17 protein-coding genes are annotated in these 14,385 nt (G+C 65.1%); 10 read left to right on the top strand and 7 right to left on the bottom strand.

The features are described from left to right. The first annotated feature begins 28 nt into the window (after positions 1-28). Entirely contained in the window at positions 29-943 is a 915-nt protein-coding gene (locus tag C7443_RS02750; protein WP_110017062.1) for a L,D-transpeptidase family protein, read from the top strand. 153 nt (positions 944-1,096) lie between these two features. On the opposite strand, the gene C7443_RS02745 is transcribed toward C7443_RS02750, so the two are convergent. Together C7443_RS02745 and C7443_RS02740 are read right to left on the bottom strand one after the other, a co-directional pair. Continuing rightward, the gene (locus C7443_RS02745; RefSeq protein ID WP_110017061.1) at positions 1,097-1,312 is read right to left on the bottom strand and encodes an alanine-zipper protein; all 216 of its coding nucleotides are present in this window, start codon (positions 1,310-1,312) and stop codon (positions 1,097-1,099) included. Between the two features lie 177 nt (positions 1,313-1,489). Then, positions 1,490-1,825, bottom strand: coding sequence for a type 1 pili tip component (locus C7443_RS02740; RefSeq protein WP_110017060.1), 336 nt, complete (start codon positions 1,823-1,825; stop codon positions 1,490-1,492). Between the two features lie 298 nt (positions 1,826-2,123). On the opposite strand from C7443_RS02740, the gene C7443_RS02735 reads away from it, so the two are divergent. Beyond that, on the top strand, positions 2,124-2,417 hold the full coding sequence (locus C7443_RS02735; protein ID WP_110017059.1) for a hypothetical protein: 294 nt from the start codon (positions 2,124-2,126) through the stop codon (positions 2,415-2,417). 17 nt (positions 2,418-2,434) lie between these two features. On the opposite strand, the gene C7443_RS02730 is transcribed toward C7443_RS02735, so the two are convergent. After that, positions 2,435-2,887, bottom strand: a complete 453-nt coding sequence (locus tag C7443_RS02730) for an OsmC family protein (protein ID WP_110017058.1) — start codon at positions 2,885-2,887, stop codon at positions 2,435-2,437. A gap of 36 nt (positions 2,888-2,923) precedes the next feature. Beyond that, positions 2,924-3,532 (bottom strand): HNH endonuclease, encoded by a 609-nt coding sequence (locus C7443_RS02725; protein WP_110017542.1) that lies wholly within the window; start codon positions 3,530-3,532, stop codon positions 2,924-2,926. 320 nt (positions 3,533-3,852) lie between these two features. Between C7443_RS02725 and C7443_RS02720 the strand changes: the two genes are divergently transcribed. From C7443_RS02720 to C7443_RS02705, 4 genes are all read left to right on the top strand, one after another. Then, positions 3,853-4,983, top strand: coding sequence for a Re/Si-specific NAD(P)(+) transhydrogenase subunit alpha (locus C7443_RS02720; RefSeq protein ID WP_110017057.1), 1,131 nt, complete (start codon positions 3,853-3,855; stop codon positions 4,981-4,983). After that, positions 4,984-5,271 carry an NAD(P) transhydrogenase subunit alpha part 2 gene (locus tag C7443_RS02715; RefSeq protein ID WP_211346150.1) on the top strand — a complete coding sequence of 96 codons (288 nt, stop codon included), beginning with the start codon at positions 4,984-4,986 and terminating at the stop codon, positions 5,269-5,271. Between the two features lie 6 nt (positions 5,272-5,277). Continuing rightward, positions 5,278-6,645, top strand: coding sequence for an NAD(P)(+) transhydrogenase (Re/Si-specific) subunit beta (locus C7443_RS02710; RefSeq protein WP_110017055.1), 1,368 nt, complete (start codon positions 5,278-5,280; stop codon positions 6,643-6,645). Positions 6,646-6,728: 83 nt separating this feature from the next. Beyond that, positions 6,729-7,385, top strand: coding sequence for a SanA/YdcF family protein (locus C7443_RS02705; protein ID WP_246004562.1), 657 nt, complete (start codon positions 6,729-6,731; stop codon positions 7,383-7,385). Here the strand turns inward: C7443_RS02705 and dtd are convergent. From dtd to hemH, 3 genes are all read right to left on the bottom strand, one after another. After that, positions 7,363-7,818 carry a D-aminoacyl-tRNA deacylase gene (dtd, locus tag C7443_RS02700; protein ID WP_110017053.1) on the bottom strand — a complete coding sequence of 152 codons (456 nt, stop codon included), beginning with the start codon at positions 7,816-7,818 and terminating at the stop codon, positions 7,363-7,365. The genes C7443_RS02705 and dtd overlap by 23 nt on opposite strands. After that, positions 7,815-8,765 carry a prolyl aminopeptidase gene (gene pip / locus C7443_RS02695; RefSeq protein ID WP_110017052.1) on the bottom strand — a complete coding sequence of 317 codons (951 nt, stop codon included), beginning with the start codon at positions 8,763-8,765 and terminating at the stop codon, positions 7,815-7,817. The genes dtd and pip overlap by 4 nt, the downstream gene beginning before the upstream one ends. Positions 8,766-9,295: 530 nt before the next feature. Further along, entirely contained in the window at positions 9,296-10,387 is a 1,092-nt protein-coding gene (hemH, locus tag C7443_RS02690) for a ferrochelatase (RefSeq protein ID WP_110017051.1), read from the bottom strand. Positions 10,388-10,507: 120 nt separating this feature from the next. On the opposite strand from hemH, the gene C7443_RS02685 reads away from it, so the two are divergent. The 4 genes from C7443_RS02685 (at position 10,508) to ansA (ending at position 14,288) form a co-directional block, all read left to right on the top strand. Beyond that, positions 10,508-11,461, top strand: coding sequence for a 2-hydroxyacid dehydrogenase (locus tag C7443_RS02685; RefSeq protein WP_110017050.1), 954 nt, complete (start codon positions 10,508-10,510; stop codon positions 11,459-11,461). 16 nt (positions 11,462-11,477) lie between these two features. After that, on the top strand, positions 11,478-11,726 hold the full coding sequence (locus C7443_RS02680; RefSeq protein ID WP_110017049.1) for a TIGR02647 family protein: 249 nt from the start codon (positions 11,478-11,480) through the stop codon (positions 11,724-11,726). Positions 11,727-11,826: 100 nt separating this feature from the next. After that, complete coding sequence (locus tag C7443_RS02675) at positions 11,827-13,278, top strand: cryptochrome/photolyase family protein (RefSeq protein WP_110017048.1); 1,452 nt, start codon at positions 11,827-11,829, stop codon at positions 13,276-13,278. Further along, positions 13,275-14,288 (top strand): asparaginase, encoded by a 1,014-nt coding sequence (ansA, locus tag C7443_RS02670; RefSeq protein ID WP_110017047.1) that lies wholly within the window; start codon positions 13,275-13,277, stop codon positions 14,286-14,288. The genes C7443_RS02675 and ansA overlap by 4 nt, the downstream gene beginning before the upstream one ends. Positions 14,289-14,385: the final 97 nt, after the last annotated feature.

Raw genomic sequence — 14,385 nt, 5'->3', positions numbered from 1 at the left:
CTTTTCCTGCCCGGAGTCCTCGTTGCAGATGGTCTTCTCCACTGTTTCCCGTCGTTGCTGGTTCGGCGCGCTCCTCCTCGCAGCCAGCGGTCATGCCGCCGCCGTCGATACTTATCCCTTGCCGCCGAGCGGGACCGATCTGGTCGGCGAGATCCGCATCGAATACGCCCGGCAGGAAGATACCTTTCTCGATATCGCCCGCCGCAACGGCCTGGGGTATGACGAAATCGTCGCCGCCAACCCCGGCGTTGATCGCTGGCTCCCGGGTGAAGGCACACCGGTCATCCTGCCGCTGGAACACATCCTGCCGGATGCGCCGCACGAGGGCATCGTCGTCAACGTGCCGGAAATGCGCCTGTACTACTACCCAGGTGGCGAAGGCGTGGTGAAGACCTTCGCCATCAGCATCGGCCGCATGGACTGGCATTCACCGCTGGGGACCACGCGCATCGTCGCCAAGCAGGTCAATCCGACCTGGACGCCTCCGGCATCGATCAAGGCCGAGCATCTGGCCAAGGGGGACCCGCTGCCCGATGTCGTGCCCGGCGGGCCGGACAATCCGCTCGGTACGCGTGCGATGCGCCTTGGCATCCCGGGGTATCTGATCCACGGCACCAACAATCCCAATGGCATCGGCATGCGCGTGACGCATGGCTGCATCCGCATGTATCCGGAGGACATCGAGCGCCTGTTCCCCGAGGTACCGGTCAGTACCAAGGTGACGCTGGTCAATCAGCTCGCCAAGCTGGGCTGGAAGGATGGTCGTTTGTATCTCGAATACCACTCGCCGCTGGAAGAGGACGAGATACCCACTGACAAACAGATCTCGGACACGGTGACGATGATTCACTCCCGCCTGCCCAACGTGCAGCTCAGCGCACCGGATATCGTCGAGACCGTGGTGCGTCAGGCGAGTGGCATGCCGGTGGCCATCACGCCCTGAGACGTATCCGCCGCCGATAAAACAAAAGGCCCGCCTGGAGAGATCCAGGCGGGCCTTTTCAATATGCGATACGGGCTTGCAAAACGCTAAGGACCCGATTTACGCCGGGTCCTCGGGCTTGCTGCGGACCCTTGCGGGTCCAGCGCGTACTGCTTACTTGTACATGCTCTTCTTGAACATGCGGTTCAGCTTCTCGCTGGTATCGGTGGCGATGGCCTTGGCTTCGTTGGCGGTGCTCAGGGCCTGGTTGGCAGTCGCCTGGGCCTTCTGGGCTTCGGCGCGGACGGCCTCAACGTCACCGGTGCTGGCGCAGCCGACGGACAGAGCAGCAACGGCGGCCAGGGCCGACAGCTTGATTACGGTCTTCATCGAGATTGACTCCCTATTTATCGAGGTGTGACAGAAAATGCACAGTTGTTGGAACCATGCAACAGAGCGTGGTTAGTTTATCGGTTCGCATGCGTTTGCCAAGTGACTGCCGCCCTCCGCAAAGAAAAAAAGAACCCCCGCCGGCCGGCCGGGTGGACAGAAATTCTCCCGGCGGCTTCATGCCTCGGGAGTGGCACGCAATTGCTCTTCATGCTTGCGGGTGAGGTGTAAAAACTGCGGTGTCAGACCGACATCCTCGAAAATCGGGTTGCCATCTTCGTCTTCGGCGATGACACGCTCACCTTGTACATAAGGGAGGGCGGCTTCGATCTGGTCGAGTGCCGTGGCGAGAAGCTCTGCGATCAGTTCCTCGCGTCGTTTGAACGGGAACATTTCCTCAAGAGCTGCAAGGCGTGCCGCTTCACGCAGGGGGAGCTGGATGGAAAAACTTTTTGCGCTGAGCTGGGGGACGCCGCGTCGTTCCCATTGCTGGATCAGTTCATGTATGTCCACGTCGGAATCTCCTCACGATACGCAACGCGTGTCCTGAGTATGGACCACGGTTGTCACGAATACGGCACGCAGCTGCTTTCGTTCCGCTTTAAATCTGACGCGAAAATGTCATAAGCAATTGACAATGCAGTGCAACAAACGCAACGCTTCCGCGCCGCGTCGGCCATTGCTCGCCGGACCTGAAGGCGCAGGAGTGTGATTGGCGTGCCGTATGCAAAGGATTGGTGTGCAGTGCGATTTGCCAAGATCACTGCAGGCGCACCAAAGAGTCCTCTTGTCGAGGGGTGAGGAGAATAAAATGATCCCTGTCTGGTTTGATCTGGGTGCCAAGGTTTGGTGGCAGGCGCAGCACACGATGCTGGATCAAACGTTGACGATGATGCAGTTCCTGACCGGCGGGCAGGGCGCGGATGCCGCTACATCTGCATGTATTTGTGGTGCTCAACTCGAAACGGTCGTGCATCCCCTGTATTCCTACCAGAGATGCCCGTCCTGCGGTCTGATCCGCTTCCATGCGCCGATGCCTCATCTGGCCGCCGGCAGCGAGATTTCTCACCGCGTTCTGGCATTTCCGCCGCGCAGCGGGCGCTGAGCGGCGGGCCCGGGTCGTCAGCGCGGCTCGATGGCGACTTCACTGCTCAGTGAATTGGCGATGAAGCAGTTGGCATGCGCTTTTTCGTGAAGGGCAGCCAGCTGCGCTTCGCTGGGGGCGGCGCCCGCAGCGAATGTCACTTTCGGCCGTAATACCATGCGTTTCACCATCATGCGGCCCGCTTCATTCTTGCCGAGCTCGGCGCTGGCGTCGTCTTCATAGGCGTTGACGACGAACTGGCGCAATGCCGCCACAGCGAGAAACGTCAGCATGTGGCAACTGGCCAGCGCACCGACCAGCCCCTGCTCGGGATCGACCGCACTTGGATCGCCGTTGTAGTCGGGGGCACTGGATGCTCTGACCGATTCGCCTCCCTCGTATTCGATCGTGTGGTTGCGATCAAAGGTTTTCAGGTCGAAATCCGGCGTGTGACGTTGCCAGCGGACGACGGCGCGATGCTCTGAAGACATAAGACAGATGCTCTCCGGGTTGCTGTGTGGTGTGCCTCACTGCATGGGCCGGGTTTGACGCAGGCGCTCATGCAGCGGACTGCTGCGCGGAAAGTGCGCACGTAGAAACTCCATCTGATCGGCAAGGATACGCCGGCCCTGCAGATACACGTACTCCGCGTGCGTTGGCGTGAACGGCACCGCCAGCAACGGCATGTGGGCCTGCTCGGGCGTTCTGCCACCTTTGGCGTGATTGCAGCGCTTGCAGGCGGTGACGACGTTGGTCCAGCGATCCTGACCGCCCTGCACCAGCGGTGTGACATGGTCGCGCGACAGCTCGCGGGTCGGAAAAGTGTCGCCGCAATACAGGCAGACGTGGAAGTCGCGGCGAAACAGCGCAGCGTTCGAAAGCGGTGGCCGATAGTCGGGACGGGCGCGCAGGATGGCGAAACGGCCGGCATGCGTAGCCAGTACGGCATGGACGGGGATGCTGCTGCGCCGGCCGGTGACGGCGTTGAACCCGCCATGCAGACGATACAGCAGCGAGCCGGCGGAGTAGGCGACGTGACCGGAGCAGTACAGGCGTACCGCTTCCTGGTAGTCGATCCACTCAAGCGGCATTCCGGAGACGTCCGTGCGCAAGACTGGCTGATCCAGACCGTACATCATTCCCCCCTCGTCAGGCCGTTCTCCGATCATCCTCACGGAGAATGAAGCTTCAATGACTTATGGCGCAGGGTTGATGCCCAAGTTTTTCCTGCTCAGTCGCTTAGATAACACCGCACGGGCGGTGTGGATAGTAGGGACAAGCCGCTTTCATGAGCGGAAGCGCTTCGGATACGATACCCGGACGATCAGCGGTCAATTTAGAGCTAATGCTCTAGCCGCAATCCTCGCCGGTGTGAGCCGGGTCCGGGGAATGTTGTTACGACGCAGCAGGAAACCGCCTGCCCGCCAGGGGGGCGGTTTCTGTTTGGAGAAATCGCATGACTTTACGTTTGGTGGTCCCGAAAGAGACCTTTCCGGGCGAGCGCCGTGTCGCGCTCGATCCGAGCGTCGCCGGGCGCTTCGCCAAGCTCGGCGCCGAAGTGCAGGTCGAGCGCAGTGCGGGGAAGAGTTCGCACTTCAGCGATGTGCAGTACGAAGAGGCCTCGGCCAGCCTGTTCGACGATGCCGCTCAGGCCATGAGCGCGGCGGATGTCGTCGTCAAGGTGCAGCCGCCGACCCTGGAAGAGGTCGAGCGTCTGCATGAAGGTGCCGTGCTGCTCGGTTTTCTCGCGCCACACCGCAATCCCGAGCTGGTCAAGCGCCTGCGCGACAAGAAGATCACGAGCTTTGCCTTCGAGCTGCTGCCGCGCATTTCCCGCGCGCAGTCGATGGACGCTCTGTCTTCGCAGGCCTCGATCGCCGGCTACAAGGTCGCGCTGATGGCCGCCGAGCTGGCGAGTTTCTTCTTCCCGATGCTGACCACCGCTGCCGGGACCATCCGTCCGGCCAAAGTCGTCGTCGTCGGCGCCGGTGTCGCCGGTCTGCAGGCGATCGCGACCTGCAAGCGCCTCGGCGCAATGGTCGAAGCCTATGACATCCGCGCCGCAGCGAAGGAGCAGGTTGAGTCACTCGGCGCCAAGCTCATCGACACCGGTGTCGATGCGTCCGGCCAGGGCGGCTACGCCCGCGAGCTGACCAAGGAAGAAATCGCCAAGCAGGCGGAAGTGCTGGCGCGCCACATCGCCGCAGCGAGTGCGGTGATCACCACGGCGGCGATTCCCGGTCGTGCTGCGCCGAAGATCGTCACCAAAGCGATGGTCGAGGGCATGAAGGCCGGTTCAGTCATCGTCGATCTCGCTGCCGAGTCGGGTGGCAACTGCGAGCTGACCGAGCCCGGCAAGACCATCGAGTACAACGACGTCATCATCCACGGCCCGCTCAATGTGCCGAGCATGATTCCGGTGCATGCCAGCGAGACCTACTCGAAGAACGTGTTCAACTTCCTCTCGCCGTTCGTCAAGGACGGCCAGTTGACACTGGACTGGAACGACGAGGTGGTCATCAAGAGCTGCCTGACGCACGACGGCGCGATCCGTCACGAACCGACCCGCAAGGCCGTGGGGGGCTGAATCATGATCGAAGGTTTCACCGCTCTGTACATCTTCATGCTGGCGGGCTTCGTCGGCTATGAGGTCATCTCCCGCGTGCCGGTCATCCTGCACACCCCGCTGATGTCCGGATCGAACTTCGTGCACGGCATCGTCGTCGTCGGCGCGATGGTCGCGCTCGGCCAGGCGCAGACCGCGCTGGAGCAGATCATCGGCTTCGTCGGCGTGGCGCTGGCGGCCGGTAATGCCGTCGGCGGCTACGTCGTCACCGAGCGCATGCTCGAAATGTTCAAGAGCAGCAAGGAGTAAGCCGTCGTGGCGTTCATTCAGTTGTGCTATTTCGCCGCGGCCGTGCTGTTCATCCTCGGCCTCAAGCGCATGTCGTCGCCGAAGAGCGCGCGCAGCGGCATCGTCTGGGCCGGTGCCGGCATGCTGGTGGCGACCCTGATCACCTTCTTCACCCCGGGGATGAGCAACTATCTGCTGATCCTGATCGCCATCGGCGTCGGCTCCTATGTCGCCTGGAAGTCCGGCAAGACGGTCGCGATGACCGACATGCCGCAGATGATCGCGATCTACAACGGCATGGGTGGCGGTGCCGCCGCGTGCATCGCCGCCGTCGAACTGCTCAAGGGAGGTGAGCACGGCTTCGCCGTGCTCCTGCTCGGCGTGCTCGGCGCGCTGATCGGTGCGGTGTCGTTCTCCGGCTCGGTGGTCGCCTGGGCCAAGCTCGACGGGCGCATGAAGAAGGCGATCCGCTTCCCCAACCAGAAGCTGGTCAACCTCGCCGTGTTCGCGCTGGCGCTGCTGTTCGGCCTGATCATCGTCGGCAAGGGTCACGCCGGTGCCTTTACCATCATCGTGTTCTTCCTCGCGGCGCTGGCCTTCGGCGCGATGATGGCGCTGCCGATCGGCGGCGCCGACATGCCGGTGGTGATTTCGCTGTTCAACGCCTTCACCGGCCTGGCGGTCGCTTTCGAGGGCTTCGTGCTGCAGAACGCGGCGATGATCATCGCCGGTACCGTGGTCGGTGCCGCCGGTACGCTGCTGACGCAGCTGATGGCCAAGGCGATGAACCGGCCGATCAGCAACGTGCTGTTCTCGAACTTCGGCGGTGGCGGCGGTGCCGCGGCTGAGGAGGAGATCACCGGCTCGATGAAGGCCTCCGAGCCGATGGATGCCGCGGTGCAGATGTGCTACGCAGCCAAGGTCATCATCGTCCCCGGCTACGGTCTGGCGGTGGCGCAGGCACAGCACAAGGTCTGGGAGCTGGCCGAGCTGCTCGAAGAGCGCGGCGTCGAAGTCAAGTTCGCGATCCATCCGGTCGCCGGTCGCATGCCCGGGCACATGAACGTGCTGCTGGCCGAGGCCGGTGTGCCATACGACAAGATCTTCGACCTCGACGAGATCAACAATGAGTTCGCCAGCACCGATGTGAGCCTGGTCATCGGCGCCAATGACGTTGTCAACCCGGTTGCCAAGAGCAATCCAGACAGCCCGATCTACGGCATGCCGATCCTCAACGTCGATCAGTCGCGGAACGTGCTGGTCATCAAGCGTGGCCAGGGCGCCGGCTTCTCCGGCATCGAGAACCATCTCTTCTACCTCGACAACACCCGCATGGTGTATGGCGATGCGCAGAAGGTGGTCGCCGAGCTGATCGCACACGTCAAAGCGCTCTGACGCTGCGAACGTGTTTCACGGACAAGGCGGCCTGCGGGCCGCCTTGTTTTTTGGCGAAGCCTTGAGGAGGACGCTGGGTGAAGATGATGGCGCGCCGATGGATCGCTTGGGGGGGCGTGGCCGTGCTGCTGATGGTGGTCGTGACGGTGGCCTGTGATTGCTGGGTGGCGACGAGCACTCAGGATCGGTTGTATGACCGTGTCGAAGCGATCCCGCCGCGGGCGCTCGGCCTGGTGCTCGGTACCAGCGAACGCCTGGGCAACGGCCGCCGCAACCTGTATTTCGTGGCGCGCATCCAGGCCGCCGCCGGGCTCTATCACGCCGGCAAGGTGCGCCATCTGCTGCTGAGCGGCGACAACCGCCGCGTCGATTACAACGAGCCGGAAGCGATGCGCCAGGCGCTGTTGCAGGCCGGCGTGCCGGATCAGGCGATGACGCTCGACTACGCCGGCCTGCGCACGCTCGATTCGATCGTGCGCGCGGCCGAGGTGTTCGGGCAGACGCAGCTGACGGTGATTTCGCAGCGCTTTCACAATGAGCGCGCGCTGTTCATCGCCGAACGCAGTGGCCTCGACGCCATCGGCTTCGATGCCGCCGATGTCCCGGCGCTCTACGGTGTGAAGACGCGCCTGCGCGAAGCGGTGGCGCGTTTGTGGGCGGTGCTCGATGTCTATCTGCTGCAGACGCGCCCGCGCTTCATCGGTCCTGCGGTCGATATCACACTGAAGCCGGCGGACTGACCTGCAGCCAGAAGGTCACCGGGCCGTCGTTGACCAGCTCGACCTGCATGTCGGCACCGAACACGCCGCAGGCGACGGTCGCATGCTGCTCGTGCGCCAGTGTGAGCAGATATTCAAACAGGCGCCTGCCCGCGGCGGGCTCGGCCGCCGGTGTAAAGCTCGGGCGCGTGCCCTTGCGGGTGTCGGCTGGCAGCGTGAACTGAGGCACCAGCAGCAGGCCGCCGCCGATGTCGCTCAGACTGCGGTTCATCCGCCCGGCCTCATCGGCAAATACGCGGTAACCCAGCAGGCGTTCGAGCAGCCGCTGCGCCTGCGTTTCGCCGTCGCCGCGTTCGACCCCGACCAGCACCAGCAGGCCGCGGCCGATTTCGCCGCTGACGCAGCCGGCGACTTCGACTCTGGCCCGGCTGACCCGCTGCAGCAGACCGATCATGCGAAGCGATCGGCGAGCGCGTCGGTGGCGCGCACCAGCGCATCGACGATACCCGGTTCGCTGGCGGCGTGACCGGCATTGGCGATGATCTCCAGCTGCGAACCGGGCCAGGCGCGATGCAGTGCCCAGGCGCCGTCGAGCGGGCAGATGACATCGTAGCGGCCGTGGACGATGACGCCGGGTATGTCGGCGAGGCGGCCGGCATCGCGCACCAGCTGATCGGGTTCGAGGAAGCTGTCGTGCATGAAGTAATGGCATTCGATGCGCGCCAGTGACAGGGCATGGTGCGGTTCGGCGAACTGGTCGACCGTCGACGGGCTCGGCAGCAGGCTCAGCGTCGAGCCCTCCCAGCTCGACCAGGCCTTGGCGCAGCGCATGCGCTCGATTTCGTCGCCGCCGGTCAGTCGCCGGTAGTAGGCGGCGACCATCTCGTGACGCTCCGCAGGCGGAATCGGTTCGATGTACTGCTCCCAGGCATCGGGGAACAGCCGGCTGGCCCCTTCCTGATAAAACCAGCTGATGTCATGCGCCCGGCACAGAAAGATGCCGCGCAGCACCAGGCCGAGCACGCGCTCGGGATGGGTTTCGGCATAGGCAAGCGCCAGTGTCGAACCCCAGGAACCACCGAACACGACCCAGCGCTCGATGCCGAGCTGTTCGCGTATGCGTTCGATGTCCGCCACCAGATGCTGTGTGGTGTTGTCGGTCAGTTCTGCATGTGGCGTCGAGCGTCCGGCGCCGCGCTGGTCGAACAGCACGATGCGATAGCGCGCCGGGTCAAAGAAGCGGCGATGCATCGGCTGGCAGCCGGAGCCTGGGCCACCGTGCAGAAACAGCGCGGGCAGACCGCCGGCATTGCCAGCTTCCTCCACATGGAGGTTGTGCCGGGAATCGACATTCAAGCGGTGGCTTGCGTAGGGGAGGAGGTCCGGATAGAGCTCGCGCATGCATATCTCCATAAAGGCGAGGCGAAGATCGTGTAAGACGATTCGTACATCATGTTCAGAATTGTCGTCCCGCAAGATAAGAGGTAGTCGGACTTTCTCATCGGGGATGCACTGCCAGAATAACTCCCACGCAAGGACGCAACGCGGCCGGATCGCCGCGATGAGGACGCTGCTCAGGCAGGGAGTAGCTACAGGGCTCGACGGACGGCCCAGGGATCCGCGCTAGGAAGCGCAGGAAGCGCAGGAAGCGCAGGAAGCGCAGCATGGAAGCTGGACAGGAAGTCCAGGGTTCATACAGGACGTAGAACCCGCAGGGATGCTTCAGGAAGTGCAGGGATCGGCATCAGGATGATGCCAGCCGTCGCAGGGAGCGACGCGCCAGGGAGGCCATGGAGAAGTGACGGTTTCACGGTGGTCAGGATGGCGACCGCAGGGCCGTGTAGTAAGTCTTCTGTTTCAGTTTGGCTGCATACTTTTTTAAAGCCGCCGGGGAAGGCGTTCCTCGGCGGCATTTTTTTGCTCGAAGACTTTCAGTCACTTGCCCCGAGAGCCAGCGCACGTGTGCGTGAGGCCGCCAGACTCTCGTCATCGATGGTGTCGGGGTTCGACCAGCCGGTGATGTGGCGCTCCACCAGCGTGGCGAGTGCCGCAATGTGTCCGGGTGCGGCGTTCAGCGCCGGTAGGTAACGGAAGGTCTCACCGCCGGAGGCGAGGAACAGGTCGCGGTTTTCGATGGCGATTTCCTCCAGTGTCTCCAGGCAGTCCGCTGCGAATCCCGGACAGATCACGTCCACGGACTTCACGCCTGACTGCGCCCACTGCTGCAGCGTCGCACTGGTGTAGGGCTTGAGCCATTCAGCGCGGCCGAACCGTGACTGGAATGCGACTGCCCAGCGTTCGTCGGGGAGCGCCAGACGCTCGGCAATCAGTCGCGCGCTTTTATGGCACTCGCAGAAGTAGGGGTCGCCGGCCAGCAGATTGCGCTCGGGCAAGCCATGGAAGGAAAACAGCAGCCGCTGGGGTTCGGCATCCTGCCAGGCGTGGCGGATACTCGCCGCGACGGCTTCGACCCAGTGCGGATCATCGTGATAGTGGGTGATGAAGCGCAGCTCCGGCAGCCAGCGCCAGCGACCGAGTTCCGCGGCGACGGCATCGAAGGTCGAGGCGGTCGTCGCGGCGCTGTACTGCGGATACAGCGGCAGTACCAGCAGGCGGTTGCAGCCGGCCTCGCGCAGCTCGCGCAGTGCCGTGGCGATCGACGGCTGCCCGTAGCGCATGCCGAGTGCCACCTCTACCGAGCCAAGCTCCCGGGCGTGCAGCAGGTCCTGCAGCGCGGCGCGCTGACGCTGGCCGGTGGCGAGCAGCGGCGAGCCCTCCGTCGTCCACACGGTTGCGTATTTACGGGCTGATCTGGCCGGTCGCGTGCGCAGGATGATGCCGTGCAGGATGAGCCACCACAGCGCACGCGGCAGCTCGACGACGCGCCGATCCCAGAGGAATTCAGCGAGATAGCGGCGCAGTGCGGCCGGTGTCGGCGCGTCCGGCGTGCCGAGATTGGTCAGCAGGATGCCGGTGATGCTCCTGCGGCCGTGCACATGCGCTGCGGCGGGGGCGTGACTCATGTGAGATTCTCCGCGTACTGGGCGGTGTCTGGGGAACGATGCGGTGGGCAGGCGATTATAGTCAGCGGCGCCGCGGCCACCGCTCGTGAGGCAGTCCTTTACCGCCACCGGGAGACTTTCATGCGCGCAGTGTTTCTCGATCGCGATTCGCTGGATACCGGCGATCTCGATTTTTCCGCTCTGGAGCGCGTCTGCGGGACGCTTCAGTATCACGCCGCTACCGAACGCGATGAGGTGTGCACGCGCATTCAGGGCGCCGGCATCGTCATCAGCAACAAGGTCATGCTCGATGCGGAAACGCTGCGTCAGGCGCAAGAGCTGCAGCTGATCTGCATCGCCGCCACCGGTACCAATAACGTCGATCTCGATGCGGCACGGACACGGGGTCTCGTCGTCAGCAACTGCCGTGGTTACGGCACGCAGTCGGTCGCGCAGCACGCGATCATGCTGATGCTGACGGTGGCCACCAGCTTCAATGCCTACCAGCGCGAGCTGCGCGCCGGTGCTTGGCAGCAGGCGCGGCAGTTCTGCCTGCTCGACCATCCTATTCGTGAACTGGGTGGCCGCGTGCTCGGTATCGTCGGCTATGGCGAGCTGGGCCGGGCCACGGCGCAGCTGGCGCAGGCCTTCGGCATGCAGGTCAGGATCGCTGCGCTGCCCGGTCGGCCCGCGGGCGAGGGGCGCGTCCCGCTGGCCGAGCTGTTGTCTCAGGTTGACGTGCTCAGCCTGCACTGTCCGCTGACCGCCGAGACGCGTGGCCTGATCGGCGCAGCTGAACTTGCGGCGATGAAGTCCGATGCCATCCTCATCAATACCGCACGTGGTGGACTGGTGGACGAGGCGGCGCTTGTCGCCGCCCTGCGCCGCGGGCGACTGGGTGGCGCCGGCGTCGACGTGCTCAGCGTCGAGCCGCCGCTCGCCGGCAATCCTCTGTTGGTGGACGATCTGCCCAATCTGATCGTCACCCCGCACAATGCGTGGGGTTCGCGCGAGGCGCGTCAGCGCCTGGTCGATCAGCTGGTGGAGAACGTGCAAGCCTTTATCGCCGGCGCGCCGCGGCGCGTCGTCATTTGACCCCTGGAGCCTGATTATGAGTCATCGTCTGACCCCGGACCTGTATGCCGAGCTGCGTTTGCTGGCCTTGTTCAGTGCCACGTCGCAACAGGAGGGTCTCAAAGTCCATCATGACGCTGCGCCGGAGCTGGTCGCGGCCGCGACGCGCCTGCACGGCAAGGGTCTGATCACCCAGGCCGACGGCGGTTATCTGAGTGAGCTCGGCTACGCCGCGGCAGCCCGTCTCGACGAAGTCCTCGACATCGTCGGCACGAGTGCCGGCTGAGCGGCGGCCCCCGCGCCGGGGCGTGTAGACTGCGGGCGTCATGCCTCGCCCGCTGACGCGCTGCCCGCCATCGCCGAGTTCGCCGAAGGAGCCGCCGTCCATGAGTACCGCCATCGTCTGGCTCAGGCGCGACCTGCGCCTTGCTGATAACCCCGCGCTCGATCATGCCTGCCGGGCGCATCAATACGTCGTCGTGCTCTATGTGCTGGCTGAACACGAAGCGGCACCGTGGCAGGCGGGGGCGGCAAGCCGCGTCTGGCTGCATCACAGCCTGCGGGCGCTGGCTGGCGCACTGGGCGAGCGTGGCGGCTGCCTGGTCCTGCGTCGCGGAGATTCGCTGGCGGTGCTGCAGGCCCTGGTTGCCGAGACGCAGGCCGGTGCCGTGTACTGGAATCGCGGCTACGAGCCGGCGCTGAGCGCGCGTGACGCCGACATCAAGCATGCTCTGCGTGCCGCCGGGCTGGAGGCGCACAGTTTTCCGGCCAGTCTGCTGAACGAGCCCTGGGACGTGCGCACCGGCAACGGTGATCCGTACCGGGTATTTACGCCGTACTGGAAGAGCGTCTCGCGACGGCCGGTGGCCGCGCCGCATCCGGCGCCGTTGACGGTGCTGGCGCCCCTGCGGCGCCCGCGCAGCGAAGCGCTCGATGACTGGCCGCTGCTGCCGTGCATCCCCTGGGCCGCGGGGATCGAGGCGGCCTGGAACCCCGGTGAGGCGGGGGCCCGCGGCCGGCTGCTCGAATTCCTCGACGAGGGGCTGTTCGATTACGCTGATGCACGCAATCTGCCCGCGGCACCGGCGGTGTCGCGGTTGTCGCCGCATCTGCACTTCGGTGAGATCTCACCGCGGCAGGTGTGGTGGGCGGTCGCCAACCGCTGTGGCGGGCAACCGCTGGAGAGCCGCGGCGGCGAAGCCTTCCTGCGCGAGCTGGGCTGGCGCGAATTCGCCGCGCATGTGCTCTGGCACCACCCGGATTCGCCGCAGCGGCCGCTGCAGGCGCGGTTCGACGCCTATCCGTGGGCCGAGGATTACGCCCCGGCGCTGGCCGCCTGGCAGCAGGGGCGTACCGGCTATCCGCTGGTCGATGCCGGCATGCGCGAGCTGTGGACGACGGGCTGGATGCACAACCGCGTACGCATGCTGTGCGCCTCGTTCCTGGTCAAGAACCTGCGCATCCCGTGGCAGGAGGGGGCGCGCTGGTTCTGGGACACGCTGGTCGATGCCGACCTCGCCAGCAACACGCTGGGCTGGCAGTGGACGGCCGGTTGCGGCGTCGATGCCGCACCGTATTTCCGCGTGTTCAGCCCGCTGCGCCAGGGCGAGCAATTCGATGCCGGCGGCGATTACGTGCGCCGCTGGCTGCCGGAGCTGAAGGCGGTACCGACCAAGTACATCCATGCGCCGTGGACCCTGCCGGCCGCGGAGACGGCGCGGTGCTGTTTCAAGCCGGGCGCGGGCTATCCCCTGCCGATCGTCGATTTCGCCAGCAGCCGCGCGCAGGCGCTGGCAGGATTCGAGCGGATCAAGGGTGAGCGGGGCTTGAGCGCATGAAGCCGCGGGTGTGGGTGGCCTATACCGGCGGCACCATCGGCATGGTGCCGAGTGCCTCGGGCTACGTGCCGGCGCCCGGTTTTCTGGCGCGGCTGCGCCAGGCCCTGCCGCAGCTCGATGCGCCGACGGTGCCGGACTTCGAGCTCTACGAATACGCCGAGCTGCTCGACAGCGCCAACATGCGCCCGGATGACTGGAACCGCATCGCGGCCGATATCGCCGCGCGCCACGACGCCTACGACGGCTTCGTCGTGCTGCACGGCACCGATACGATGGCCTACACCGCCTCGGCGCTGTCGTTCATGCTCGAAGGGCTGCGCAAGCCGGTGATCCTCACCGGTTCGCAGATCCCGTTGTGCGAGCCGCGCAACGATGCCCGCGACAACCTGCTCGATGCGCTGATCCTCGCCGGGCATTGCGGCATTGCCGAAGTCTGCGTCGCCTTCAACGGCGTGCTGCTGCGCGGCAACCGCACCACCAAGGTCAAGGCCGAGGGGCTGGGGGCGTTCGAGTCGCCGAATCTGCCGCCGCTGGCGGAACTCGGCATCGATATCCGCATTCACCGCGAGCGCGTGCGCGCGCCGGCGGCGCTGCCGTTCCGGCTGCGCCCGTTCGGCGATGCCGAGGTCGCCGCGCTGCGGCTGTTTCCGGGCATCCGTGCCGACTTTCTGCGCCGTGCCCTCGCCGAGCCGCTCGCCGGGCTGGTGCTGGAAGCTTATGGCGCCGGCAATGGCCCGGCGCGTGATCCGGACGTGCTCGCCGCGCTGACGCAGGCCAGCGCCCGCGGCGTGGTCATCGTCGTCGTCACCCAGTGTCTCGAAGGCCGTGCCGAGCTGGGCACCTACGCCGCCGGCTCCGCACTCGCCGCCGCCGGCTGCGTCGGTGGCCAGGACATGACGGCCGAAGCGGCGCTGACCAAACTCGCCTACCTGTTCGCCGAGGGGCTGTCGGCCGCCGAGGTGCGTGCCGCCATCCGTTGTGACCTGCGCGGTGAACTGAGCGCTGGCTGAGGTGTGAATCCCTGCATACGATGGTGCCTGCGCGCTGCGGCGCGCCCGTTGCGGCGCTGTTGCACCGTGGCTATGCCAAGCAGGATCGTGTCCGTCC

It is taken from the genome of Plasticicumulans acidivorans, assembly GCF_003182095.1.
GTDB classification, from domain to species: Bacteria; Pseudomonadota; Gammaproteobacteria; order Competibacterales; family Competibacteraceae; genus Plasticicumulans; species Plasticicumulans acidivorans.
This window is presented reverse-complemented; position numbering and strand designations above follow the sequence as displayed.